The organism is Nonomuraea coxensis DSM 45129, assembly GCF_019397265.1.
Lineage (GTDB): Bacteria > Actinomycetota > Actinomycetes > Streptosporangiales > Streptosporangiaceae > Nonomuraea > Nonomuraea coxensis.
The window spans coordinates 4,194,969-4,220,577 of sequence record NZ_CP068985.1; the positions used below are offsets into that span (position 1 = coordinate 4,194,969).

Consider the following 25,609-nt stretch of genomic DNA (forward strand, 5'->3'; position numbering starts at 1 on the left):
TCTGGCGGCTTCCTGTTTCGCTGGGACGTGCCCTCCGCTAGGCGGCGGGTCTTACGGTCCCTCCGCAGGCGTTTAGCCTCTCCGCTCGTCCAGCGGCGAGGATGTTGATCGCGGCGTTGACGTCCCGGTCGTGGACCGCTCCGCACGGGCACGTCCACGAGCGGACGCTCAGCGGCATCGTGCCGGCCGGCAGGCCGCACGCTGAGCACAGCTTGCTGGAGGGGAAGAACCGGTCGATCCTGGCGAAGGTGCGGCCGTACCGTCCGGCTTTGTACTCCAGCATGGCCACGAACTGCGACCAGCCCGCATCGTGAACGCTCTTGGCCAGCCGGGTGCGGGCCAGGCCCTTCACACACAGGTCCTCCACATACACCGCTTGGTTGTCACGGATGATCTGCGTGGAGAGCTTGTGCGCGAAGTCGCGGCGCGCGTCGGCCGTCTTGGCGTGCGCCCTGGCGAGCACCCGCTTGGCCCTGGCCCAGTTGTTCGAGCCCTTCTGTTTCCTGCTCAGCGCCTGCTGCGCTTTGTTCAGACGGCGTTCGGCCCGGCGCAGCAGGCGCGGGTTGCCGACCTTCCGGCCGTCCGAGAGCACCGCGAAGTGCGTCAGGCCCAGATCGATCCCCACCTCGGACGCCGTCTGTGGCAGCGGCTCCTGGCAGATCTCGACCACGAAGCTCGCGAAGTACCGTCCCGCCGCGTCTTTGATCACCGTCACCGACGACGGTCCGGCCGGCAGTTCCCGCGACCAGCGCACCGGGACATCGCCGATCTTCGGCAGGCGCAGCTTCCCGCCCGCCGTGACCGTGAAGCGGGCGTTCCTGGTGAACCGGACCGCCTGCCGGTTGTCCTTGCGGGAGCGGTACCGGGGCGGTGCGACTTCCGGGCCTTTGCGCCTGCCGGTGATCGAGGCGAAAAAGTTGCGGTACGCGGTGTTCAGGTCGGCCAACGCCTGCTGAAGGACGACCGCCGACACCTCGCCCAGCCAGGCGCGTTCTGGCGTCTGCTTCGCCTGCGTGATCACCCGTTTGGACAGGTCCCCGTCCGAGACGTACGGCAATCCCTGCTCCCGGCCCTCCTGCCGTAAGCGCAGCCCGTCGTTGAACACCGTCCGCGCGCACCCGAACGCCCGCGCCAGCGCCTGGCGCTGACCGGCGGCTGGGTAGAGGCGGAAGTTGTACCGAAGCTGCACGCCAAGATCGTACCATTGGCCTATGGGTGAACATGGCGACATCAGAACAGGCAGACACTGCGTTTTCGTCCTGCACGCACACTTGGTTTTCGTGACAAAGTTCCGGCATCCAGTATTCACCGACGCCCACCTGAACCGGATGGAAGAGATCATGCGGGACGTGTGCGCCGACTTCGAGACCGGGCTGAGCGAGTTCAACGGCGAGAACAACCACGTCCACCTGCTGGTCAACTTCCCACCCAAGGTCGCCCTGTCCAAGTTGGTCAACTCGCTCAAGGGCGTCTCGTCACGGCGAATGCGCCAGGAGTTCCCCGAACTGGCCCGCCACTACTACCGGGCCAGCAAGCTGTGGTCGGGCTCCTACTTCGCAGGGTCGGTCGGCGGCGCGCCGATCAGCGTCCTGCGCCAGTACGTCGAGCAGCAGAACCGTCCGGTCTAGGGCACGCTCAGGCCTGGCGGTCCTCCCGCGCGGGCCTTCACCCCCGGCCCGAAGGCCGGAGTACTGGCCCGCATTTCGGTAGCCCAGGGTCAGGCGGGCTCGCCCGCGCGGCCGCGGTAGCCGATGGAGGACAGGACGAAGTCCACGACGGTCTCGGCGTAGCGCGGGGCGTCCTCCACCAGCGCGGGCATCTTGTCCAGCGGCGTGGACAGGACGTGGTTGACGAGGATGCCGTTGACCGCGTCGAGCACCAGGGCGGGGGAGGTGCCCTTGGGGATCTCGCCGCGCTCGATGGCGAGCAGGACGAGGCTGCGGAAGATGGTCCGCCACTGCTTGCCGAGGTCCTCCATGGCCTGGCCGAACAGCTCGGGATAGAACTTCGCCTCGATCTGCGCCCGGATGCCGACCAGCCCGTCGCGGCTCTGCTGCGCCCGGAGGGTCCGGATGGCCATGGCGAGCAGGTCCTCGCGCAGCGAGCCCGTGGACTCGGCCATCACCGGCGTGGTGAGCGAGGCGAGCGCCGCGACGATGAGCTTCTCCTTGCTCTCCCAGCGGCGGTAGAGCGCGGCCTTGCCCACGCGGGCGCGGCGCGCCACGGCGTCCATGGTGAAGCCGGCCCAGCCGACCTCGGCGTAGATGTGCAGCGTCGCGTCGAGCACGCGCGGCTCGATGTCGGGATCCGGCGGCCGCCCTGGCCGTGGCGCGGCTGCAGCGCTCGTCATACGGACCAGTTTGCCAGGAGAGGGCATCAGCGTCAGCGATCTTCGTCAGGGTTTGCGGACAGCGATCGTCCCCGTCGGGCCGGTGATGGCCGCGCGGCGGCCCGCCCGTACGGGCGGACGCCTCCCGCCGGTTCGAGGCCCGGCGGGAGGCGCGCACGGCCGTCCTCCGGCTCAGGAGGTACGGGCCGCGCGGGCGGCGCGGGCCGCCTCCACCTTGAGCGCGTCGCGCTCGGGGTTGGCCAGCAGGGCGAACAGCGCGCCGCCGATCAGCACGATGACGCCGGCCAGCAGGAACGCGCTGGTGTAGCCGTCGGCCGGGGAGCCGCTCGACGCCTTGGCGGCGTCGAGGACCATGCCCGCGAGCACCGGGCCCGGCACGCCGAGCAGGCCGCTCAGGGCCAGGCCGAGCGACAGGACGCCGGTCCGCTGCGCGGCCGGGGTGATCTGGGCGAGCGTGGGGTTGGCGATCGCGTAGATGCTGGTGCTCAGGCCGTAGCCGAGCATCAGCAGCGCCATGGGCAGCGCCACGCCGTCCACCAGGGGGAGGGCCATCAGGGACAGGCCGCCCGCGATCGCCAGCCCGCCGCCGATGAGGGTGCGGACCACCCGCGCGGGGACGCCCCGCTTGAGCGCCCGGTCGCCCCACGCGCCGTAGGCGAACAGGAAGATCACCGAGGTGATGCTCGGCACCCCGAACAGCGACCCGGCGGTCACGGCCGAGAAGCCGAGGCCCGCCTCGAAGTACGACGGCAGCCAGGTGAGGACGATCATGACGAGCATGCCGACCGAGGAGAACAGCGCGAGGTAGCCGATGAAGGTGCCGGTGAGCAGGATCGAGCGGAGCGGGGCCTTGGTGCCCGCCGTCGGGTCCTCGGGGGCGTCGTCCCCTGCCGTCGCGGCGGCCTTCTTCGGGGGGCGCGGCGTCACCGGCTCGGCGTAGGGGCCGGTCTTGCCGACGAACGCCCAGCCGATGCACCAGACGAAGCCCATGATGGCGACGCTGAGGAAGCCGTACTGCCAGCCGAGCGCGGCGATCACCACGACCAGGACCGGGGCGAAGATCAGCTTGCCGAACGAGGCCCCGGTGGTGAGCAGGGCGGCGGGCAGGCCGCGCCGCTCGTTCGGCCACCAGGAGTAGGCCATCGAGTGCATCACCGAGTTGGAGGGCGCGTCCGCCGCGCCGAGCAGCAGCCGGGTCGCGACGAGCATGCCGGCCGAGGCGGCGAAGAAGATCGGTAGCTGGATCAGCGACCAGAGCAGGACGAGGGTGAACAGCGTGCCCTTGAGCGGCAGCCGGTCGGCCACGGTGGCGAACAGCAGCGTCACGGCGGGGCCGAGCAGGCTGGCGGCGGTGCTGATGGTGCCGAACTGGGTGGCGGTCAGGCCGAGGTCGGCCATCACGGGCTGGGCGACCAGGCCGAGGATCGCCTTGTCCAGGTAGGCGATCAGCGTGCTGGCGAGCAGCATGAGGGTGATCACCCAGGCTTTGACCATGCTGGGCTTCGGCGGTGCGGCGGCCGTCTGGGAGATCGCTGGTTCGCTGGGCGAGGGAACGCGCTCGCTGACCATGGTGGGGGGGCTCCTTGGTGAGGACGTGGCCGGCCAGGGGTTCGGGCAGGGTTCATCGGCTCCGCGACGTCGTCGGGGAGCGAGCGAGGGTACGGGGGCGCGGAGGTACGGGAGGGGGAGGGCGGGAAGCCGGGGTGCGGCAAGGCGCGTCGGCAGGCGTCCGAGAGGGCTGCTTCGCCCCTGGAAAAGGGAGTTTGAGCTGCGCGTTTAATATGGACGAAACGTGTCTGCAAAACAGAAGCTAGGTCAGCGTTCTCGGCGATGTCAAGAGTGCTCCCTATTTACAGACAATGCCCGTCCGGATTAGGGTTCGGGCATCGTCCCCAGCAGAAGGAGTACGGTGGCGGCACCCGTGACCGGTCGCGCCTCACGTCGCGTGACCGCCGCGCTGGCCTTCAGCGGCATGGTCGTGGCGATGATGCTCACCCTGGTCGTGCCCATCATCCCCAGCCTGCCGCGTCTGGTGTCGGCCTCCGTGGACGACGCGTCCTGGGTCATCACCGCCACGCTGCTGTCCTCGGCCGTGTTCACTCCGGTCAGCGGACGGCTGGGCGACATGTACGGCAAGCGGCGCATGATGCTGATCAGCCTCGCGCTCATGTGCGCCGGGTCGCTCATCTGCGCGGCGTCGAGCTGGCTGCCCGTCGTCGTGGCCGGCCGCGCCATGCAGGGCTGCGCGGTCGGCGCGATCCCGCTCGGCATCAGCCTCATGCGCGACCTGCTGCCGCCCCAGCGGCTCGGCTCGGCCATGGCGCTGATGAGCGCCACCATGGGCGCGGGAGGCGCGATCGGGCTGCCCCTCGGCGCCCTCGTCGCGCAGTTCGCCGACTGGCACATGCTCTTCCTGGTCGCCGCCGCCATGGGGGTGATCGGCCTGGCGCTGACCCGCGCCCTCGTGCCGGAGTCGCCGCTGCGGACCGGGGGCCGCTTCGACTTCCCCGGCGCGGCCGGCCTGTCCGCCGGTCTGGTGTGCTTCCTGCTGCCCATCACCAAGGGCGCCGCCTGGGGCTGGACGAGCCCGCTGACCCTGGGGCTGTTCGCCGCCTCGGCGGTGATCTTCCTGGTGTGGGGGTTCGTGGAGCTGCGGATCCGTGACGCGCTGGTCGATCTGCGCATGACCGCCCGGCGCGAGGTGCTGATCACGAACGCGGCGTCCGTCGCGTTCGGGTTCGGCATGTTCGGTTCGAGCCTCGTGTTCCCCCAGCTCCTTCAGGCGCCGGCCGCCACGGGCTACGGCCTGGGGCTGTCCATGCTGGAGGCCGGGCTGTGGATGGCGGTGGGCGGCGCGATGATGATCGTGCTGTCGCCGGTGTCGGCCCGCGTCACGGGCGCGTACGGGCCCAAGGTGACGCTCATGACCGGCGCCCTGCTCACCGCCGCCGGCTACGCGGGCGCGCTGTTCCTGATGGACGAGGTGTGGCACGTCGTGGTCGCCTCGACCGTGGTCTCCGCCGGCGCCGGCCTCGGCTACGCCGCCATGCCGGCCTCGATCATGAACGCGGTCCCGCCGTCCGAGACGGCCGCCGCCAACGGCTTCAACTCGCTCATGCGTTCCATCGGCACGTCCCTGGCCAGCGCGGTGATCAGCGCCGTGCTGGCCGTCCAGACCGTCCAGCTGGGGACCGCCGTGCTGCCCTCGCGCACCGGTCTCCAGCAGGCACTGGCCGTGGCCGCCGCCGCGGTGAGCGTCGCGGTCCTCCTCAGCGCCCTGCTGCCCCGGCGGCGGGGCGGGGGAGCGGGGCCCGCGCCCCTGCCGGGCGGCGTCCAGGCGGAACCCGTCACCAGCTCGGGCTGACCGGCGGCCCGGTGCCCCGCCTTGCGATCCTTGTCTCGATGCTCCACGGAGAGGTGAATCATGACGGCGTACTCCCTTGACCATGTCGCCCTCGCGGTGCGGCGCTGGGCCCAGGCCGGGCCCGTCCTCGCCGGGCGGTTCGGCGGGCGCTGGACCGGCGGCCACACCCAGCCCACCTTCAGACCGGCCCAGCTCCGGTACGCCGGCGGCATGGGCGTCGAGCTCCTGGAGCCCGGCGCCGAGCCGGGGTCGTTCGTCCGGCGCTTCCTCGACGGGGCGCAGGCGCCGGCCCGGCCGCACCACATCACCTTCAAGGTGCACGACATCCGGGCCGTCCTCGCCGCGGCCAGGTCGCTGGGCTTCGAGCCGATCCTCGTCAATCTGGACAACGCGTTCTGGCAGGAGGCGTTCCTGCATCCCAAGGCCACCGGCCTCGGCTTCCTCGTCCAGGTGGCCCAGTCGGACGGGCTGCCCGCGGAGCTGCCCCCTGACCTGCCGGGCGCGGTGCGGGCCCCCTGGCCGGAGCCCGCCGCCGAGGCCGCCGCGCTGCCGGTCGTGATGGGGCGGGTGGCGAACGAGGACAAGGCGCGCCTGGTGCTCCGCGACCTGCTCGGCGGCGCGGAGACCACGTGGGGGCCGGGGCTCTCGTCCTACCGCTGGGGCACGGGGTCGGACCTGCTGCTCGCGTCCGGCACCGAGGAGCCGCCCGGGCTGCGGCTCCTCGGCTTCCGCCAGGACGGGGCGGCGGCCTGGGAGCCGTCCTGCGCGCTGCGGGCGGCCGAGGACGAGCCCGTCGTCCCCGAGCTCGGCATCCGGGTCGCCGACCTCGCCGGCGAGAGCCGCGCCCAGCTCACGGACTCCGTCCCGGCGAGCCGCTGACCCGCCGGTGGGCGAGGACACCCTCCTCGCCCACCACCGTCACCGGGACGGCGCTGCCCCGGCCTCTGGGATCGGGGCGGCGCTGCCCCGCCCGCCGGGGCCGGGACGCGCGGATCCCCGCCCCCGCCGGTCTCACCGGCGGGGACGGGGATCGTCTCGTGCGGGGCTCCTACTGGCCGTCGACGATGAAGTAGCCGCCCACGTCCTCCAGCGGCGTCAGCGGGTTCAGCTTCTTGGCGGCGGCGTCGTACTTCACCACGCCCGCGCACGCCGGGGTGAGCACCCGGCCGGCCGGCCAGGACTGCGAGCAGGTGACCCCGGGGATGGCCTCGTAGGTGAACGAGCCGCTGTTCAGCACCGTGGCGAGCTTCTCCGCCGTGGGCTCACCCTCGATCTTGGCGAACGCCTGGAGGAAGAGGTCGGCCGCCCAGTAGGTCGTCACCGTGCCGATGCCGTCCGGCGGCGCGTCCGACCCGATGGCCTTCAGGTCCTCCCTGACCTGGGCGAACTTGTCCTCGCCGAACGCCAGGGCGCCCTGGGAGGTGGTGCCGTACATGCCGTCCACCGTCTGCGCGGTGCCGGCGTTGTCGAGCAGCGCCTGCGCCGCCTGCCCGTAGAGCATGTCGCCGGTCCAGCCCAGCGACTTCAGCGCGCCCAGCACGCCGAGCAGCGCGGGCGCGGTGACGTTGGCAGACACGACGTTCGCGCCGGACGCCATGATGCGCGAGGCGATCGGGGTGTAGTCGGACAGCGGGGGCTCGGTGGCGCTCGGCAGGTCCGCCTCCGCGTACACGACGTCGATGCCGAGGTTGGCGGCGATGGCCTTGGCCGAGATGACGCCCGCCTTGCCGTACGGGTCGGACGAGGCGAAGACGCCGTACTTGATCGACGAGGCGCTCTTGCCCGACGCCTTGAGATACTGCTCCAGCGCCGACGACGAGCCGACGACCTTGCCCGGCAGCGCCTCCGGGCACGACGCCTGGCCCGAGGTGCTGAACATCCACGGGTTCTTGTCCCAGGCGCAGAAGTCCTGCCCCAGCCAGCCGAACGTCGGCACCTTGTGCTTGATGATGTAGTCGCCGTTCACGCCGGACGCCGGCACGTACGGCACCAGGGCGAAGACCTTCTCGGACTCGACCAGGCTCTGCGTGGCGTGCTGGGAGGCGGCCGGCTGCCCGTTGTCGTCCTGGAAGCCCGCGTAGTCGAAGGTGTAGCCGTTGACGCCGCCCTCGCGGTTGGCACGCTCCAGGCGGGCCTTGGCGCCGACGTCGAGGCCCGGCAGGGTGTGCTGGCCCGCCTTGGTGTTGGTCCCGGTCCCGCCGACGGTGACGACCTTGCCGTTGATGCCGCGTACGGTGTCGCCGGTGAGCTCGGGCAGCTTGCCGAGGATCTTGGTGATCTCCTCGCCCGCCTGCTGCGCGGTCAGCGGCTTGGCCGCGACCGCCGGGCGCGAGGCCGGTTCGGGGGTGCCGGAGGAGCCGCCGCCGCAGGCCGTGAGCGACAGGGCGGCCGTCACGGCGACCAGGGTGTTGACCCGCCGGAACCGGCGGGTGCGCGCAGAGGTCATGCTGTTTGCCTTTCGGAGGTACGTGGGCTGGGGGGTCAGTGCACGACGGCGGACATGCCGAGGTAGGCGGCGGCGACGCGCTGCTCGTCGACGTCGGCGCGCTCGCTCACCCAGCGGAGGTGGCCGGTCTGGAGAGCGCCGACCTGGTCGGCGACGGTCAGGACGTCCCTGGCCTTCTCCTCGACGAGCACCACGGTGGTGCCCTCCTGCTGGAGGCGCTGGAAGGCGGCCATGATCTCGGCGGTGACGAGCTGGGCCAGGCCGAGTGACGGCTCGTCGCTGATGAGCAGGCGCGGGCGGCGGACGAGGAAGGGGGCCAGGCTGAGCATCTGCTGCTCGCCTCCGGACAGGTTGCCCGCCGGCTGGCCGGCCCGCCGGGCCAGGGACTCGAACTGCTCGTAGACCTTGGCGCGGTCGGCCTTCGACGGGAGCCAGATGCTGAGGTTCTCGTCGACGGTGATGGACGGGAAGACGCCCCGCGACTCGGGCACGAGGACGAGGCCGCGTCCGACGCGCCGCAGCGTGTCCAGGGCGGTGATGTCCTCGCCGTCGAACACGATGCGGCCGCTCGTCACCGGCACCAGGCCGGCGATGGTGGCGCAGAGCGTCGTCTTGCCGGAGCCGTTGGCGCCCAGCAGGGCGAGGATGGCGCCCTCCCGCACGGACAGGTCGATGCCGTGGAGCACCTCGACCTCCCCGTACGCGGCGTGCACGCCGTGCAGCTCCAGTAGGCCGGGCGAGCCGCCGGCCGCCGGGGCGGCTGCGGCCGGCGCGCCCCGCTCGGTCACCTCGATCGCGGGCTCAGGAGCAGCCTGCGCGACGTCCCCGGCCCCGGTCCCGCCGGCGGACGGGGCCGCGGACGGGACCGCGGACACGGCGGCGGACGCGGCGGCGGACTCGGCGGCCGCCTGCGCGGCGAGCTTGGCCCGCTTGCGGTCGCGCCGGTGCCTGGCGGCCATGGACTGCGTGGCGAGCAGGCCGTTCGGCTGGGCGGCGAGCTGGATGGCGCCGAGCCCGAACAGCACCTGCGGGATGAGGTCGTTGCTGGTGCCGCCCCAGCTGATCGGCCCGAGGTCGAAGCCGTGGGCCATGATCCAGGGCAGGACGGCGCTGATGATGCCGGCCTCGATGGCGCCGCCGGGGCTGCGTACGCCGACGATGACGACGATCGCCAGCCACAGGAACGTGGCCTGCGGTGGGTTCGCCGTGTTGAGGATCGTGCCGTAGACGGTGACGGCGAGGACGCCGCCCAGCCCCGCGACGGCGGCGGAGATGACGAAGATGAGGAGCTTGGTGACCGGCGGCGAGACGGCCGACGCGGACGCGGCCGGTTCGGCCGTGCGCACGGCGATCATGGCTCGGCCCGCCGCCGAGTTGGTGAGGTTGTTCGCCATCCAGACCATCAGCAGCACGACGAGGAAGACGGCGATCAGCAGCACCCGGTCGTCGCCGAGGTCGATGGGCCCGAAGCGGGGCCGCGGGATCGACCAGCCGGCGGTGCCGTTGGAGAACCACTCCATCTTGAACAGCACGTTCGTGGCCAGCAGCGCCAGCGCCAGGGTGGCGAAGGTGAGACTGAGTCCGGACAATCGCAGGGCCGGCAGCGCGGTCAGCGCCCCGAGCCCGGCGGCGACGAGCACGCCGACCACCGTGGCGGGCACGTAGTGCCAGTCGTTGGCCAGCAGCAGGCCCACGGTGAGGCCGGCGGCGGTGGCGAACGCGCCCTGCGCGAGGCTCACCATGCCGCCGAGCCCGGTGACGATGGTGAAGGACAGCAGGATGATGCCGAGCGCGAACCCGTAGATGAACAACTGCCGCCAGATGCCGTTGGCGAGGAACAGCGCGGGCACCAGGATGACGGCCGACTTGATGATCCAGGGCAGGGCCTTCTTGAACGGGCTGAGGTCGTCCCGGTAGTCGGGGGTGGGCTTGGCGGCCGTCGCGGCGGTGCCTGCCTTGCGCCGCTTGCGGTCGTGGCCGATCAGGATCAGCGCGATGAACAGCACCGCGTACGGGACGGACGCGGTCAGGCCGTAGACCTTGGCCGCCCAGGCGCCGAACGCGCCCAGGTAGTCCGCGTTGACGTACGCGACGACGATGTTGCGCACGGCGCCGATGAGCAGCCCGGCGAGGAAGGCGAGCGGGACGGAGCGCAGGCCCGCCACGACGGCGGCCGTGGTGGCGACGAACAGCGCCAGGGTGTAGTTGTCGTTGACCAGCCCGAACGGGCCGGGGAAGGGCGCGGCCAGCACGCCCGCGACGGCGGCGAGGAAGAAGCTGATCACCCACGAGAGGGTGGAGACCCGGCCCGTGTTGATGCCCCGCAGCCGGGCGAGCACCGGGCTGTCCACGGCGGTCCGCATGTGCAGGCCGATGGGCGTGAAGCGGAGGAAGGCCCACATCGTGACGAAGAGCAGGATGCTGGCGCCCAGGGCGACGAGCTGGTTGTTGCTGAGGACCAGGCCCTCGGCGATCTGGTGCTGCTGGGCCGGCAGCACGCCGGGCACCTGGTAGACCTCGGCCACGTCCTGGAAGGGGATCCCGAGGGTGTCGCGCAGGATCGCGCACACCAGCAGCACGAACGCCGGCACGACGATGAGCACGCCGACCCCGGCGACGATCTTCGTCGACTCCTCGGCGTCGGCCAGGCGGCGGAACACCAGGCGGTCCCACGCCCAGCCCATGAGCGGGGCGAACACGGCGACGATCACCAGGAGCGTCAGCCACTTGTTCCAGCCGAGCGCGACGTGGAACTGGTGGTAGAGGTAGGCCGAGGCGAAGGCGGTGGCCGCGTGGCCGAAGTTGAAGATGCGGGAGGTCGAGTGCGAAAGGACGAGTCCGATCGCGAGCAGCGCGTAGATGGCGCCCGACACCGCCCCGCTGATCGCGATGCTGAAGAACTGCACGAAAGACTCCTAAGAGGGGGGTCGGCCGGCGTCAGCTGCCGAGATAGGCGGCGATGACCTCAGGGTTCCTGCGGATCTCGGCGGGCGGCCCGTCGGCCAGCACGCTGCCCTGGACCAGGCACACGATGCGGTCGGCGAGGCCCATCACGAAGTCGATGTCGTGCTCCACGAGGACGACCGTCAGCTCGTGCCGCTCGACCAGCCCGAGCAGGACCTCGCGCAGGAGCTCCGTCTCCCGCGGCCCAAGCCCCGACGTCGGCTCGTCGAGCAGGAGCAGCCGGGGCGCGTCCACGATGGCGCGGGCGAACTCCAGCAGCCGCAGCCGGCCGATCGGCAGGGTGGCCGCGCTCACGTCACGGACCGCCGACAGGCCGCACAGCTCGATGACCTCGTCGGCCCGCTCCAGCAGGGCCGCGGTCTCGCGCCGGCGGTGCGGCAGGCCCAGCACGTCGCCCAGGAGCCCGCGCCCGCGGGTGCGCCACTCCAGCGGGACGAGCACGTTCTGCCGCACGCTGAGCCAGCCGAACGCCTGGTGCCGCTGGAAGGTGCGGCGGACGCCGTGGCGGGAGAGCCAGGCGGCCGAGCGGGAGGTGACGTCCGCGCCGTCGAGGGCGACGCGCCCCTCGGTGGGGGTGCGCAGCCCCGAGATCGCGTCCAGAAGGGTCGTCTTGCCGGCGCCGTTGGGCCCGATGAGGCCCACCACCTGCCCGCGCGGGACGTCGAGCGTGACGGCGTCGACCGCGGTGATCCCGCCGAAGCGCACCGTGACGTCCGCCAGCCGGAGAACGGTCTCGGTGTCCGGTCTCCCTGGGGTGGCGGGGGTGGCTTGTGCAACGTCCATGTGTAGCTCACTTCCTCAGGAGGGGGCGTCTCCGACGTCGGCGCCGAACGTCCTCCGACACAAAAGGAACCCGTTTCCGTTGTAGGGAGCGTGACCACGCGAGCCGCCATTGTCAATATCCAACCTGTAGGCAAGGTGTCTGCACACTCTTGACATCCGCCCTCGAACGGACGAGCCTTCGCTAAACAGAACGTGTTTTCAAACGGAGGGCGGACATGGGTCCACTCACGGGAGTCCGGGTCGTCGAGCTGCTGGGCATCGGCCCTGGGCCGTTCTGCGGCATGGTGCTGGCCGATCTCGGCGCTGACGTCGTACGCGTCGAGCGGCCCGTCCCGGCCGGCCGGCCCGCCGAGGCCCCCGCCGCCGACATCCTGGCGAGAGGACAGCGCTCGGTCACCGCCGACCTGAAGTCGGCCGAGGGCCGGTCGGCGGTGCTCGGCCTGGTACGGGCCGCGGACGTGCTCATCGACCCGTTCCGGCCCGGCGTGACCGAGCGGCTCGGCCTGGGCCCCGAGGACTGCCTGGCGGCCAACCCGCGCCTGGTGTACGGCCGGATGACCGGCTGGGGCCAGGAGGGCCCGTACGCGCCCCGCGCCGGCCACGACATCAACTACATCGCCCTGAGCGGGGCGCTCAGCCTGTGCGGCAACGCCGGAGGGCCGCCCGTGCCGCCGGTCAACCTGCTGGGCGACTTCGGCGGCGGCGCGATGTTCCTCGCCGTCGGCGTGCTCGCGGCGCTGCTGCACGCCCGCTCCACCGGCGAGGGCCAGGTGGTCGACGCCGCCATGGTGGACGGCTCGGCGGCGCTCACCGCCATGACGCACCAGATGCTCGCCCTCGGCGCCTGGGGCCCCCGGGGGACGAACGTCCTCGACACCGGGGCGCCGTACTACAACGTCTACCGCGCGGCGGACGGCGGCTGGGTCAGCGTCGGCGCCATCGAGGACCCGTTCTACGCCGAGCTGCTGGACGTGCTGGGCCTGGCCGGCGACGAGCTCGCCACGGCCGGCCGGCACGACCGCGAGCGCTGGCCCGACCTCCAGCGGCTGTTCGCCGGCGTCTTCGCGACCAGGACCAGGGCCGAGTGGGCCGAGGCGTTCGCCGGACGTGACGCCTGCTTCGCCCCGGTCTGGGAGCTGGCCGAGGCCCAGGCCGAGCCCCACCTCGCGCAGCGGGGCACGTACGTGCGCGAGTTCGGCGTGACCCAGCCCGCGCCCGCCCCCCGCTTCTCCCGCACCCCGGCCGCCATCGGCGGCCCGCCCCCGCACCCCGGCCAGCACACCGGCGAGGTGTTCCGGGACTGGGGAGTGCCCCTCCCCGGCCCCGCCACCCCGACCCCGGCCGCCTGACAGCACCTACGAGAGGAACGCCTATGACCTCCACCGACGAGTTCCGCGCCAGGGCCCGCGCCTGGCTGGAGCAGAACGCCAAACCCTTCGACGAGGCGGCCGAGTACGACCTTGAGGGCACCGCCGTGCCGCTGGAGGAGTCCAAGCGGTTCCAGAAGGCGCTCTGGGAGGCGGGCTTCGCCGGCATCACCTGGCCCAAGGAGTACGGCGGCCAGGGCCTCGGCGCGGCCGAGCTGATCGCCTTCAACGAGGAGGCGGCGGACTTCGAGCTGCCCACCGGGCCGTTCACCATCGGCCTCGGCATGCCCGGCCCGACCATCCTGGAGCTCGGCAGCGAGGAGCAGAAGAAGCGCTACCTGCCGCCGCTGCTCAAGGGCGAGGAGATCTGGTGCCAGCTCTTCTCCGAGCCCTCCGCCGGCTCGGACGTCGCCAGCCTGCAGACCACCGCGACCCGCACCGAGACCGGCTGGATCATCAACGGCCAGAAGGTGTGGACGTCCGGCGCCCAGCACAGCGACTACGGCGCCATCCTCGCCCGCACCGACCCGAGCGTGCCCAAGCACAGCGGCATCACCATGTTCATCGTCGACATGAGCCACCCGGGCGTCACCGTGCGGCCCCTCGTGGTGGCGACCGGGCACGCGCCGTTCAACGAGGTGTTCTTCGACGACGTCGAGGTCTCCGACGACGCGGTCATCGGGCGGGTCGGCGAGGGCTGGGCCGCCGCCGTGGTGATGCTCCGCCACGAGCGGGTCACCATCGGCACCGGCGCGCGCGCCCGCTCCAACCCGCTCGGTTTCGACTCGCTCCTGGAGCTGGCCCGCGCCCGCGGCCTGGACGGCGACCCCGCGGTCCGGCGCCGGCTGGCGCTGCTGCACGCCCGCGAGTCCGCGCTGAGCGCCTACGGCCGCGTCCTGCACGAGGAGTCGATCGCCGGCGTCCCCATCGGCGCCCGCGGCTCCGCCGCCAAGCTGGCCGGCGCCGAACTGGCCCTGTGGGCCGCCGACCTGGCGCAGGACATCCTCGGCGCCGACGTCGCGCTCGGCGGGACCGACCTGGAACGGGTGGTCATGGCGATCGTGGCCGCACCCGGAAACGCCGTCGCCGGGGGGACCAACGAGATCCAGCGCAACATCGTCGGCGAGCGGGTGCTGGGGCTCGCCAAGGATCCCGGCGTCGACCGCAACACCCCGTACAACCAGTTGAAGCTCTCGCGCTGACCGTCCCACCCTCCAGGAGCTGATGTGTCTCTCATCTTCACCGACGACCAGAAGAGCCTCGCTCAGACGGTCAAGCGCTTCGTCGCCGACCGCAGCCCGCTGCCGCGGGTCCGCGAGGTCATCGGCGGCGAGCACGCCTACGACGCCGAGGTCTGGTCGCGCCTGGCCGGGGACCTCGGCCTGGCCGGCCTGATCATCCCCGAGGAGTACGGCGGCGCCGGCGCCACCCACGCCGACCTGTCGGCGGCGCTGCGGGAGCTGGGCGCCGGCCTCGTGCCCTCGCCGCTGCTGGCCTGCGTGCTCACCGCCGGAGCCCTCCTCGCCCTCGACGACGAGGCGGCCAAGCACGACCTCCTGCCGCGGCTCGCCGAGGGCGGCCTGGTCGGCGCGCTCGCCGTCAGCGAGCCGGGAGGCCGCCGCTGGATCCCGGAGCGGCCCGCCACCACCGCGACCGGATCGGGCGACGGCGTCACCCTGTCGGGCACCAAGACCGCCGTGCTGAACGGCGCGGAGGCCGGCGTCCTGCTCGTCCACGCCACCGGGGCCGGGGGCGCGGGGCTGTACCTGGTCGAGCGCGACGCCGCCGGCCTGACGGTCAGCAGGGACGCCGGGGTCGACCCGACCCGCAGCACGGCCACCGTCACGTTCGACGGCACCCCGGCCCGGCCGCTCGCCGGCGACGCCGCCGCCGCCCTCGACCGCGTGGCCGACCTCGCCAACCTCGCGATCGCCGCCGAGCAGTCCGGCGCCATGCTGGCCTGCCTCACCATGACCACCGAGTACGCCAAGGTGCGCTACACCTTCGGCCAGCCCATCGGCGCCTACCAGGGCGTCAAGCACAAGCTCGCCGACATGTACAACCGGTGGGCGCTGTCGGACGCCGCGCTGCGCGAGGCCACCAGGGCGGCCGACGAGGAGCCCGCGAGGCTCGGCGCCGCGGCCGCCGCCGCGCGGGCGCTCACCTCCTCCGGCTACCTCACCTCCGCGAAGGAGACGATGCTGCTGCACGGCGGCATCGGCTTCACCTGGGAGCACGACGCGCACTTCTACTACAAGAACGCGATCGCCGGCAACGTCCTCGCCGGCGACGGCGACTACCAGCTCGACCGGCTCGCCGACAAGCTCGGCGTGTGACCCGGCGGCGGGCGCCCTCCCCGGGGCGCCCGCCGCGGCCTGACCCTCCCGAGGTGAACCATGACCGCTGCCCTGCCACAGGACCGCCGCGCCGTTCTCGGGCGCGCCCGGCTGCCGCTCGTCGCCGCGCCCATGCTGCTCGTCTCCGGCCCCGAGCTGGTGAGCGCCGCCTGCCGGGCGGGCGTCTTCGGCAGCTTCCCCACGGCCAACTGCCGGGCCGAGGGCGAGCTCGACGAATGGCTGCACCGCATCGCCGCCGCGTGCGGCCCCGACGCCGCTCCCTGCGTGCCCAACCTCATCGTCCACCGCTCGAACCCCCGCCTGGACCAGGACCTGGAGGTCATCCTGCGGCACCGCCCCGCCGCGGTGATCACCTCCGTCGGCTCGCCCGCCGCCGTCGCCCCCGCCCTGCGGGAGGCCGGCATCCAGGTCTGGTGCGACGTGGCCACCGTGCGTCACGCGGAACGGGCCATCGAGGCCGGGGCCGACGGCCTGATCCTGCTCACCGCCGGCGCGGGCGGCCAGACCGGCAACGCCAACCCGTTCGCGTTCGTGCGGGCCGTGCGGCAGCGCTTCGACGGCATCCTCGCCCTGTCCGGCGGGCAGGCCGACGGGCACGCGCTGCTCGCCGCCCGCGCCCTCGGGTGCGACCTCGGCTACATGGGCACCCGCTTCATCGCCACCAGGGAGGCCCGCGCCGACCAGCGGTACAAGGACTTCGTCGTGGAGAGCGAGCTCGACGACATCCACCTCACCAACGCCCTCTCCGGCCTGGAGACCAACCTGCTGCGGCGGTCGCTGCTGGCCCAGGGGCTCGACCCGGCCGAGTTCGGGATCGGGCCGAAGCGCTTCTCCATGACGGCGCTGGAGGGCCGCGAAGGGGGCGCGCCCAAGAGGTGGCGCGACATCTGGAGTGCCGGGCACTCCGTCTCCGGCGTCCACGACGTCCCCACCGTCGCCGACCTGGTGGACCGGCTGGCCGCCGAGTACGCCGAGGCCGCCCGCGCCACCCACGCCCTGACCGCCGCGCCCGGCAGGGCGCCGTGAGCGGGGCGCTGGCCGGCCTGCGGGTGCTCGACCTGACCACCGAGCGGGCCTGGCTGAGCGGGCGCGTGCTGGCCGACCTCGGCGCCCAGGTCACCCTGGTCGAGCCGCCGGGAGGCGACCCCGCCCGGCTCGACCGGCGGGCGGGATCGCCCCCAGGCCGGCCCAACCCGGCGTGGCCGGCCTACAACCGGGGCAAGCGCTCGGTGACGCTGGACCTGGCCAGGCCCGCGGGCCGCGAGCTGTTCCTGCGGCTGGCCCGCGCCGCCGACGTCGTCATCGAGTCGTACGAGCGGGAGACGCTCCGGGCGCGGGGCCTCGGCCACGCCGCCCTGTCCGCCGTGAACCCGCGTCTCGTGCTGGTCAGCGTCACCCCCTTCGGCCGGACCGGCCCCTACGCCGGTCACGCTGCCGCCGACCTCGTCGTCGCCGCCACCGGCGGCGCGGTGTGGACCAACGGCGACCCCGACCGCCCGCCCGTCCGCATCAGCTCCGGCCAGTACTTCCTGCACGCCGCGGCCGAGGCGGTCGTGCACACCCTCGCCGCGGTCCGGCACGCCCGGCGCACCGGCCAGGGCCAGCACGTGGACGTCTCGGCGCAGCTCGCCACGATCCGCACCCTGATGAACGCGGTGCCCGGCCCCTACACCGACGGCTCGGTCGTCGACCGGGCGTCCTTCGGCGCGCCCGTCCCCGGCCAGCCCTACCGCCACCTGTTCGGCTGCCGGGACGGGCACATCCTCGCCACCGTCCCCTTCGGCCCCGGCCCCGCCGGGTACGTCGGCTGGCTGCGCGACGAGGGATTCCTGCCGCCCGCGCTGGCGGCCTACGACGCCGGGCGGCTCGGCTCGCCCACGCTCGCCGCCGACGACCCGTCGTTCCCCGAGCTGCTGACCGGCGCGCTGGCGGCGTACTTCCTGACCGAGACCAAGGCGGAGCTGACCCGTAAGGCGCTGGCCCGCCGGCTCATGGTGGCGCCCGTCAACACGGTCGCGGACCTGATGGCGGACGAGCAACTGGCGGACCGCGGCTACTTCCTGACCTCCGGGGACCTGCGCGTCCCCGGCGTCTGGGCCCGGCTGCCCGCCAGCCCCCTCGCGGGCGGCGGCCACGTCGCCGAGCCCGGCGCGGACAACGAGACGGTGTGGCGGGACGAAGCGGGCCTGTCCGCGGAGGAGCTGTCCCGCCACCGCGGCGAAGGGACGATCTGATGCGCGGACCGCTCGACGGCGTCAGGGTGTGGGACGCCTCCTGGGTGGGCGTCGGCCCGCTGACGGCGCGCTACCTGGCCGAGTACGGCGCCACGGTGGTGCGCACCGAGAGCACCCGCTCCGTGGACGTGCTGCGGCACGCGCCGCCGTTCAAGGACGGCGTGCCGGGGCTCAACCGCTCGCAGTTCTTCGCCGACTACAACGCCTCCAAGCTCGGCCTCGGGGTCAACCTGTCCACCAGCGGCGGCAGACGGGTCGCCGACCGCCTCACGGCCTGGGCGGACGTCGTCATCGAGGCGTTCACGCCCGGCGTGATGGACCGGCTCGGGCTCGGCTACGACCGGCTGCGCGCGGTCAACCCCTCCCTGATCATGCTCTCGACGTCCATGAACGGGCAGACCGGCCCGCGCAGGGGGTTCGCGGGGTTCGGCACGGTGCTCGCCGCCATGTCCGGGTTCTGCGAGCTGACCGGGTGGCCCGACCGCGACCCCGGCTCCCCGTACGGGGCGTACACGGACTTCATCGGCCAGCGCTTCGCCGCCGTGGCCGTGCTCGCGGCACTGGAGCACCGCGACCGGACCGGCGAGGGCCAGCACATCGACCTGTCCCAGATGGAGACCGGCCTGATGTTCCTGGCGCCGGAGCTCGTGGACCATCAGCTCACCGGCCACGTCGCGACCCGCGACGGCAACCGCGACCGCGCGGCGGCCCCGCACGGCGTCTTCCCCTGCCTGCCGGAGGACGGCAGGGAGAGGTGGGTCGCCATCGCGGTGACCGGCGACGACCAGTGGACGGTCCTGCGCCGGGCCCTGGGGGAGCCCGCGTGGGCGGCCGACCCCCTGCTCGCCACCCTGGCGGGCCGCAAGGAGCGGGAGGACGACCTGGAGCGGGCCCTCGCCGCGTGGACGTCCGCCAGGACGGTCGCCGAGGTCGTCGGCACGCTCCAGCCGGAGGTGCCGGCGGGACCGGTGCACGACGCGCGGGGCCTCCAGTCCGACCCGCAGGTGGCGCACCGGGGCTATTTCCGGCCGCAGCCGCACCCCGTCATGGGCATGATGCCGTACGAGGGCGCCCAGGCGGAGCTGTCGCTGACGCCGTACCGCGTCACCAAGGCGGCCCCGCTGCTCGGCGAGGACAACGAGCGGGTCCTCACCGAGCTCCTGGGCTTCGAGGCGGCCGAGGTCGCCGCGCTCGTCGCCGAGGGCGCCGTCGAGCAGGTCCTCGACTGAACCGCCCCCATAGGACCGTGGAAGCAGGCCAGGCCCCGGGCCTGGCCGCAGGAAGAAGGAGAGCCATGCCGCAGACCGTCGATCTCACGGGGCAGACCGCCGTCGTGACCGGATGCTCCTCCGGGCTCGGGCGGCGCTTCGCCGTCACCCTCGCCGAGCACGGAGCCTCCGTGGTGGCCGTGGCCCGGCGCGCGGACCGGCTCGGCGACCTCGCGGACGAGATCGCCGCGGCCGGCGGCGCCTGCCTGCCGCTGGCCGCCGACCTCACCGACGACGACCGGCTCGGCGGCCTGCTGGACGCGGCCGAGGAACGCTTCGGCCCGGCCACCATCCTGGTCAACAACGCCGGCATCCCCGACGCCCAGCACGCCACCAAGATGTCCGTCGACCTCGTGGACCGGGTCCTGGGGACGAACCTGCGCGCACCCTGGCTGCTGTCCTGCGACTTCGCCCGCCGGCTCATCAAGGCCGGCGTCGGCGGCCGGGTGGTGAACGTCTCCTCCATGGGCGCCTACGAGTACCGGGGCGGGGGAGCGGCGCTGTACTCGGTGACGAAGGCCGCCGTCGTGCGGATGACGGAGGTCCTCGCGGTCGAGTGGGCGAAGTTCCACATCAACGTCAACGCCATCGCGCCGGGCGCGTTCGCCTCGGAGATGATGGACGGCATGATGGCGCGCACCGGCGGCGACCCGTCGCGGTTCTTCCCCCGCGCCCGCATGGGCGACCCGCGCCAGCTCGACAGCACCCTGCTCTACCTGGTGTCCCCGCACTCGGAGTTCGTCACCGGCACCGTGGTCAAGGTCGACGACGGCCAGGGCGCGCGCTGAGCCGGCCGGGCCCGGGACCGGCGCCTACCGGCCGGTCTCGGGCTCCGGCGCGAGCAGCCGCCTGGCGGCGAACTTCATCCGCTCCTCGAAGTACTCCGGCGTGATCTGGTCGTTGAGCCAGCCGATGACGCTGCTGCTCCACAGCGCCTCCAGCATGTGCAGCGCGCGGTACTCGGCGGTGGTGATGCGGTGCTCAGGACCCCACGCCGCGCGCCCCATGAGCTCGGCCAGGCTGGTCGGCGGCGGCGTCTCGGCCAGGGGCGCGGCCTCCTCGTGCCGCTCGCCGAGCGGCTTCGGGATGTGGAAGGCGCTGAGGGCGGCGTGCGCCCACCCGCGGTTGTACTGCATCGCGCGGAAGGCCCGGTGCAGCACCTCCGCGGCCCGCCCCTCCGGCGTGCGCTGCCGCGGCGGACGCTGCGCGATGTCCTTGCGCAGCTCGTCGAGCTGCAGCTGGATGGCCGCGGCGAGCAGGGCGTCCTTCGACGGGTAGTAGCGGTAGAGGGTCGACAGGGCGACCTCGGCGATCCTCGCCACCTCGCGCATCTGGACCGCGTCGTAGCCGCCCCTGGTGGCCAGGGCCATCCCGGCATCCAGAACACGTTCCGCCCGGAAGGCCCGAGCTTCGGGCGTGCGGCCCTTCCTGCTCACCCGGGTCATGACGGACCCCCTTTCCCTGTGGGCGAAGGACACGAGAGCCCGCTGACGACCTGCGGTCAGCGGCTGCAAAGCTGGTACTAAAGAGTACACGTTCTCCTGGGCCGGCGAGCGGCGCCGGACGGGTTCCCGGCGCCGCCGCCGGGGTCAGCCCTGGTGGCGGGAGAGCACCAGGCTGCCGGCCGCCGCGAAGAACATCCCGACGCCCTGCACGAAGCTGATGTCCGCCTTGGGGAGCTGCTCCACCGCCTCGCCGCGGAGCTGCCGCACCGCCTCCTGGATGGCGAACATGCCGTACATGCCGGTGTGGGTGTAGGACAGGCCGCCGCCGTTGGTGTTCATCGGCAGCGAGCCGCCCTTCAGCGTGTTGCCCTCCGCGACGAAGTCGCCCGACTCGCCGCGCCCGACGAAGCCGAGGTCCTCCAGCATGTAGAGCGGCACGTGGGCGAAGGCGTCGTAGGCCATGAGGTGGTCCACGTCGGCGTGCGAGATGCCGGCCGTGCGGAACGCCTCCTCGCCGGCCTTGCGGAAGGCCGCGAACGACCCCGGATCGGCCATCTGCGACACCAGCGGGCCCTCCGCCGACTCGCCCGAGCCGAGCAGGTAGACCGCGCGGTCGCCGCCCGGCAGGTCCCTGGCGCGCTCGGCCGTGGTGAGCACGAGCGCGCCGCCGCCGTCGGTCACCACGCAGCACATGTCCCTGGTGAACGGGTAGGCGATCGTGGGCCCGGCCAGCACCTCCTCGACCGTGGTGGGCTTGCGCCGGAAGGCGCGCGGGTTGTTCAGCGCCCACGTCCGCTGCGCCACGACGACGTGCGCCAGGTGCTCGCGGGTCATGCCGCGCTCGTGCAGGAAGCGCAGCGCGGGAAGGGTGAAGGTCGAGTAGGGCGTCTGGGCGCCGTAGACGGCCTCGAACTGGCCGGTCGCCGAGGCCGGGTTGGGCGCCCAGGGCGCCACGCCGACCCGCGAGCGGCCGGACTCGCCGTGGGTGACGAGCACGACGTCGGCGGCGCCGGCCGCGATGGCGGCGGCGGCGTGGCGGACGTGCAGCATGAAGCTGCAGCCGCCGACCATGGTGCCGTCGAGCCAGCGCGGCTCGATGCCGAGGTGGTGGGAGACCTCCAGCGCCAGCGGCCCGGCGGTGGCCACGCCGTCGACGTCCTTGGCGGTGAGCCCGGCGTCGGCGAGGGCGTTGCGGGCCGCCTCCGCGTGCAGGCCGAGGACGGAGAGGTCGGGGCGCACGCCGATGTCGGTGGTCTCCGCCGCGCCGACGATGGCGATGTCGCCGTGGTGCATCGAGGTCATCGGGCCACCTCCCCGGCGGGGGCGAACACGGGGAGGGTGTGCTCGCCGCGCTCGACGAAACAGACCTGCAACGGCATGTCCAGCTCCAGATGTTCGGGCTCGGGCGGCACCCCGACGATGTTGGTCATGAGACGCGGCCCCTCGGCCAGCTCCACGAGCGCCACGACGACCGGCGTGGCGGGGTCGAAGGGCGGCAGCGGCCGGTGGTTGATGACGTACGACAGCAGGCGGGCCGCGCCGCTGACGGTCGTCCACTCCACGTCCGCCGAGCCGCAGGCGGGGCAGAAGGGACGCGGGTAGAAGTAGTGCCGCTCACAGGACGTGCAGCGCTGGACGCGCAGCTCGCCGTTCGCGGCGCCCTCCCAGAAGGGGAGTGTCTCCGGGATGGGCACGGGTGCCGGTCCTGGCATGGGGGTTCCTTTCGAGGGTGGATTCGCGGGGGAGTTCGCGGATGACGGGGCGGCGAGCGTCTCGCGCATCGCCACCGAGCTGACCACGACGACCACGAGGATCAGCGTGGTGATGAGGAAGGCGGCCTGGAAGGACAGGGCGTCGGCGACCGCCCCCGCCGCGACCGGGCCGATGATCGCGCCGACGTCGGACGACATGTTGAACCACGCCACGTTCCTGGCGGGGCTGTTGCCGCTGATGTCGGCGAGGAGGGCGGCGGGCGCCGCGGACAGCCCGCCGCCCGCCACCCCGAGCAGCGCCATCGAGGCGAGGAAGACCGCCTCGCCGGGCGGCAGGCAGAGCAGGGCGACGGCGACGATGCCGAGCACGCCGGCGGTGATCATCGCCGGCCGCCGGCCCCGGAGGTCGCCCCACCGGCCGAACGCCGGCACGGAGATCAGCTGGGTGACGGCGGTGCCGAGCATGGCCAGGCCGATGAAGGTGCCGCTGCTGCCCAGCTCCTCCGTGGCGAACACGAGGATGGTCGAGTTCCGCAGGCCGTAGAAGAGCCAGCCGACGGTGAAGCTGGTGATCAGGGCCGCGGCGAAGGCGCGGACGTACGTGCCGCGCGGAAGCGATCCGGCCTGGCCGGCCTCCGCGGGCGCGGCGCCGCCGGCCGCGTGCCGGGGCTCCGGCGGCGGGATGCCGGGGGAGAGCTTGAGCTGCGAGATCGCGGCGGCCACGAGGAGCGTGACCCCGTACAGCAGGAAGGGCAGGCGCGGGTTGACGTCGGCCAGCGCGCCGCCCGCCGCGGGCCCGGCGAGGGCGCCGAGCATGAAGCCGAGCTGGAACGTGCTGATGCCGCTGCCCCGCGCGTCCGGCGGGGCCGTGCGCAGGACCAGGGACATGGCGGCGATGGTGAAGGCCGAGCTGCCCATGCCGCCGATCGCCCGCAGGGCGATGAGCAGCGTGAAGTCGGGGGCGAAACTGGCGGCGATCATCGTCGCGCCCTGCATCCACAGTCCCCAGGCGATCACCCGGCGCTCGCCGAAGCGCTGGACGAACCGGCTGTTGACGACGGCCGTGGCGAGCCGGACCACCGCGAACGCGCTGATCGCCGCCCCCACGACCGCGCTGCCCACGCCGAACTCCGCCGCGAGCAGCGGCAGGGCGGGCGCGATCACGCCGAAGCCGAGGGCGACCACGAACGCGATCAGTGCGGAGATCCGCAGATCGGCGGGCAGCGCCTGGAAACGCCTCACCGCACAGCCATTTCAGGTCCTCCGGCAGGTGGGGGCCGGGCCCTCGGCCCGCGCACAGCTAAAGACAACATGTTCTGCTTACTGACAGGGTTGGAGTAGAACTCTCCGATGTCAAGAGGAAGCGAAGCCTTGCCGGTTCAGTCGTAACGTGTTTCACTTGGCACCTGATCGGGCCGGACGGCAACGCCCGGCCGGGTCTTCCGAGCGTTCACGAATCGAGGTTCCATGCCCATCGACGCATCGCTGGTCGGCCGCAAGAGCGAACCCGTCACGAGATCCTGGACCTCCGACGACGCCCTCCTCTACGCGATCGCGGTCGGCGCCGGCCAGGAGGATCCGCTCTCGGAGCTGCAGTTCACGACCGAGAACACCGAGGGCACGCCGCAGCAGGTCCTCCCGACGTTCTGCAACGTGGCCATGGGCGGGGGGATGTCCCTTCCCACGGACCTCGACTTCACCAAGATGCTCCACGCCGAGCAGGCGTTCGAGCTGTTCGACACGATCCCCGTCGCGGGCGAGGTCGAGTCCACGGGTGAGATCGTCGGCGTCTACGACAAGGGCTCCGGCGCCCTCATCGCCACCGAGAGCGTCTCGCGCGTCCCCGGCGGCGGGCCGCTGGCGAAGATCCGCACCTCGCTGTTCTTCCGCGGGTACGGCGGCTTCGGCGGCGAGCGCGGCCCCGGCACCGACTGGGAGCGGCCCACGGGCAAGCCCGACCACGTCGTCACCTACACCACCCGCGCCGACCAGGCGCTCCTCTACCGGCTGACCGGCGACCGCAACCCGCTGCACACCGACCCGTCCTTCAGCGGCCGGGGCGGCTTCCCGCGGCCGATCCTGCACGGCATGTGCACCTACGGCTTCACCGGCCGCGCGCTGCTGCACACGGTCGCCGGTTCGGAGCCCAAACGGTTCCGCGCGATGTCCGCCCGCTTCACCAAGCCGATACTCCCCGGGCAGACGATCACGGTGTCGATCTGGGCCGACGGCACCGACGTGCGGTTCCAGACCACCGACGAGAGCGGGACCCCGGTCATCGACCACGGCACGGCGGTCATCCTCTGACCGTGCGCGGCCCACGCCGCGCACGGCATCCCCTCCACCCCCTCCGTCTGCGGAAGGACACCCCCATGGGATCACTCGACGGCAGAGTCGCCATCATCACCGGCGCCGGACGCGGCATCGGCGCCTCCATCAGCCGCATGTTCGCCCAGCAGGGCGCGCGGCTCGTGCTCAACGACCTCGGCGCGGGCCCGGACGGCTCCGGCGGCGACGCCGGCCCGGCCGAGGCCATCGCCAGGGAGATCAGCGACCTCGGCGGCCAGGCCGTCTCCGACTCCGGCGACATCGCCGACACCGCGACCGGGCGGCGCCTGGTGGAGCTGGCGCTGGAGAACTACGGGCAGCTCGACGTGGTCGTCAACGTCGCCGGCATCCTCCGCGACAAGATGATCTTCAACTTGCCCGAGGAGGACTGGGACGCGGTCATCCGCGTGCACCTGCGCGGCCACTTCAGCACGATCAAGCCGGCCGCCGCGTACTGGCGCCAGCAGCGCAACCCCGAGGGCAACTACCGGATCATCAACTTCACCTCCGACTCCGCCCTGCAGGGCTCGCCGGGCCAGCCGAACTACGCCGCCGCGAAGATGGGCATCATCGGCCTGACCGCCTCGCTCGCCAACGGCCTGGCCCGCTACGGCGTGACGGCCAACGCCATCGCCCCCGGCGCGGCCACCCGCCTCACCGCGACCGTCCCCGACGACAAGAAGCTCGGCGAGGACCCCGCGGCCGAGGCCCTCATGTCGCCGGACAACATCGCGCCGATCGTCACCTACCTCGCCGGCACCGAGTCCGGCTGGCTGTCGGGCCGCACCCTCGGCGCCTCCGGGTACGACGTCCGGCTGTGGAACAACCCCGAGGTCGTCGAGACCGTCTCCTCCGACGGCCCCTGGGACCTGGCCGACCTCGGGGAGAAGCTGACGAAGTCGTTCCGTCCCAAGGCCGACGGGCTGCACCCGTCGATCTTCATGGCGCAGCTGCCCCAGTAACCGAGCCGCACGGGGGACGCGGGACCCGG

21 protein-coding genes are annotated in these 25,609 nt (G+C 72.9%); 12 read left to right on the forward strand and 9 right to left on the reverse strand.

The window, feature by feature from the left end; genetic code table 11:
• Nucleotides 1–37: 37 nt before the first annotated feature.
• A complete protein-coding gene (locus tag Nocox_RS19665; protein WP_020539686.1) occupies nt 38–1,189 on the reverse strand; it encodes an RNA-guided endonuclease InsQ/TnpB family protein in 1,152 nt (383 codons plus the stop codon).
• 22 nt (nt 1,190–1,211) lie between these two features.
• On the opposite strand from Nocox_RS19665, the gene tnpA reads away from it, so the two are divergent.
• Nucleotides 1,212–1,628 carry an IS200/IS605 family transposase gene (tnpA, locus tag Nocox_RS19670; RefSeq protein WP_026213651.1) on the forward strand — a complete coding sequence of 139 codons (417 nt, stop codon included), beginning with the start codon at nt 1,212–1,214 and terminating at the stop codon, nt 1,626–1,628.
• A gap of 89 nt (nt 1,629–1,717) precedes the next feature.
• Here the strand turns inward: tnpA and Nocox_RS19675 are convergent, their stop codons facing one another.
• Nucleotides 1,718–2,350, reverse strand: coding sequence for a TetR/AcrR family transcriptional regulator (locus Nocox_RS19675; RefSeq protein WP_033411037.1), 633 nt, complete (start codon nt 2,348–2,350; stop codon nt 1,718–1,720).
• Between the two features lie 171 nt (nt 2,351–2,521).
• Nucleotides 2,522–3,919, reverse strand: coding sequence for an MFS transporter (locus Nocox_RS19680; RefSeq protein WP_020546818.1), 1,398 nt, complete (start codon nt 3,917–3,919; stop codon nt 2,522–2,524).
• Nucleotides 3,920–4,259: 340 nt separating this feature from the next.
• Here Nocox_RS19680 and Nocox_RS19685 point away from each other — a divergent pair, with 340 nt between their 5' ends.
• Nucleotides 4,260–5,714 (forward strand): MFS transporter, encoded by a 1,455-nt coding sequence (locus tag Nocox_RS19685; protein WP_051112751.1) that lies wholly within the window; start codon nt 4,260–4,262, stop codon nt 5,712–5,714.
• 60 nt (nt 5,715–5,774) lie between these two features.
• Nucleotides 5,775–6,593, forward strand: a complete 819-nt coding sequence (locus Nocox_RS19690) for a VOC family protein (protein ID WP_020546820.1) — start codon at nt 5,775–5,777, stop codon at nt 6,591–6,593.
• Between the two features lie 169 nt (nt 6,594–6,762).
• Here the strand turns inward: Nocox_RS19690 and Nocox_RS19695 are convergent, their stop codons facing one another.
• The 3 genes from Nocox_RS19695 to Nocox_RS19705 are packed head-to-tail and all read right to left on the reverse strand — an operon-like array spanning nt 6,763 to nt 11,907.
• A complete protein-coding gene (locus Nocox_RS19695; protein WP_020546821.1) occupies nt 6,763–8,160 on the reverse strand; it encodes an ABC transporter substrate-binding protein in 1,398 nt (465 codons plus the stop codon).
• Between the two features lie 35 nt (nt 8,161–8,195).
• Complete coding sequence (locus Nocox_RS19700; RefSeq protein ID WP_020546822.1) at nt 8,196–11,066, reverse strand: ABC transporter permease subunit; 2,871 nt, start codon at nt 11,064–11,066, stop codon at nt 8,196–8,198.
• A 31-nt stretch (nt 11,067–11,097) separates the two neighbouring features.
• Nucleotides 11,098–11,907, reverse strand: a complete 810-nt coding sequence (locus Nocox_RS19705) for an ABC transporter ATP-binding protein (protein ID WP_033411042.1) — start codon at nt 11,905–11,907, stop codon at nt 11,098–11,100.
• Between the two features lie 215 nt (nt 11,908–12,122).
• Here Nocox_RS19705 and Nocox_RS19710 point away from each other — a divergent pair, with 215 nt between their 5' ends.
• The 7 genes from Nocox_RS19710 to Nocox_RS19740 all read left to right on the forward strand — a co-directional run bounded on the left by Nocox_RS19710 (nt 12,123) and on the right by Nocox_RS19740 (nt 19,921).
• Nucleotides 12,123–13,256, forward strand: a complete 1,134-nt coding sequence (locus tag Nocox_RS19710) for a CaiB/BaiF CoA transferase family protein (protein WP_020546824.1) — start codon at nt 12,123–12,125, stop codon at nt 13,254–13,256.
• Between the two features lie 23 nt (nt 13,257–13,279).
• Nucleotides 13,280–14,476 carry an acyl-CoA dehydrogenase family protein gene (locus tag Nocox_RS19715; protein ID WP_020546825.1) on the forward strand — a complete coding sequence of 399 codons (1,197 nt, stop codon included), beginning with the start codon at nt 13,280–13,282 and terminating at the stop codon, nt 14,474–14,476.
• A 24-nt stretch (nt 14,477–14,500) separates the two neighbouring features.
• Nucleotides 14,501–15,610: an acyl-CoA dehydrogenase family protein gene (locus tag Nocox_RS19720; RefSeq protein ID WP_020546826.1), complete on the forward strand. Its 1,110-nt coding sequence runs from the start codon at nt 14,501–14,503 to the stop codon at nt 15,608–15,610.
• A 60-nt stretch (nt 15,611–15,670) separates the two neighbouring features.
• Entirely contained in the window at nt 15,671–16,657 is a 987-nt protein-coding gene (locus Nocox_RS19725; RefSeq protein WP_020546827.1) for an NAD(P)H-dependent flavin oxidoreductase, read from the forward strand.
• Nucleotides 16,654–17,865, forward strand: coding sequence for a CaiB/BaiF CoA transferase family protein (locus Nocox_RS19730; RefSeq protein ID WP_020546828.1), 1,212 nt, complete (start codon nt 16,654–16,656; stop codon nt 17,863–17,865). Before Nocox_RS19725 ends, Nocox_RS19730 begins: the two co-directional genes overlap by 4 nt.
• Nucleotides 17,865–19,094: a CaiB/BaiF CoA transferase family protein gene (locus Nocox_RS19735; protein WP_020546829.1), complete on the forward strand. Its 1,230-nt coding sequence runs from the start codon at nt 17,865–17,867 to the stop codon at nt 19,092–19,094. The genes Nocox_RS19730 and Nocox_RS19735 overlap by 1 nt, the downstream gene beginning before the upstream one ends.
• A 65-nt stretch (nt 19,095–19,159) precedes the next feature.
• Nucleotides 19,160–19,921 carry an SDR family NAD(P)-dependent oxidoreductase gene (locus Nocox_RS19740; RefSeq protein WP_020546830.1) on the forward strand — a complete coding sequence of 254 codons (762 nt, stop codon included), beginning with the start codon at nt 19,160–19,162 and terminating at the stop codon, nt 19,919–19,921.
• Between the two features lie 24 nt (nt 19,922–19,945).
• On the opposite strand, the gene Nocox_RS19745 is transcribed toward Nocox_RS19740, so the two are convergent.
• From Nocox_RS19745 to Nocox_RS19755, 3 genes are all read right to left on the reverse strand, one after another.
• A complete protein-coding gene (locus Nocox_RS19745; protein WP_084685910.1) occupies nt 19,946–20,578 on the reverse strand; it encodes a TetR family transcriptional regulator in 633 nt (210 codons plus the stop codon).
• Between the two features lie 144 nt (nt 20,579–20,722).
• Entirely contained in the window at nt 20,723–21,880 is a 1,158-nt protein-coding gene (locus Nocox_RS19750; protein WP_020546832.1) for a thiolase C-terminal domain-containing protein, read from the reverse strand.
• A complete protein-coding gene (locus Nocox_RS19755; protein ID WP_020546833.1) occupies nt 21,877–23,532 on the reverse strand; it encodes an MFS transporter in 1,656 nt (551 codons plus the stop codon). Before Nocox_RS19755 ends, Nocox_RS19750 begins: the two co-directional genes overlap by 4 nt.
• 225 nt (nt 23,533–23,757) lie before the next feature.
• On the opposite strand from Nocox_RS19755, the gene Nocox_RS19760 reads away from it, so the two are divergent.
• Together Nocox_RS19760 and Nocox_RS19765 are read left to right on the forward strand one after the other, a co-directional pair.
• Nucleotides 23,758–24,597, forward strand: coding sequence for a MaoC family dehydratase (locus Nocox_RS19760; RefSeq protein ID WP_020546834.1), 840 nt, complete (start codon nt 23,758–23,760; stop codon nt 24,595–24,597).
• Nucleotides 24,598–24,662: 65 nt separating this feature from the next.
• Nucleotides 24,663–25,580 (forward strand): SDR family NAD(P)-dependent oxidoreductase, encoded by a 918-nt coding sequence (locus Nocox_RS19765; RefSeq protein ID WP_020546835.1) that lies wholly within the window; start codon nt 24,663–24,665, stop codon nt 25,578–25,580.
• The last annotated feature ends 29 nt before the right edge of the window (nt 25,581–25,609 follow it).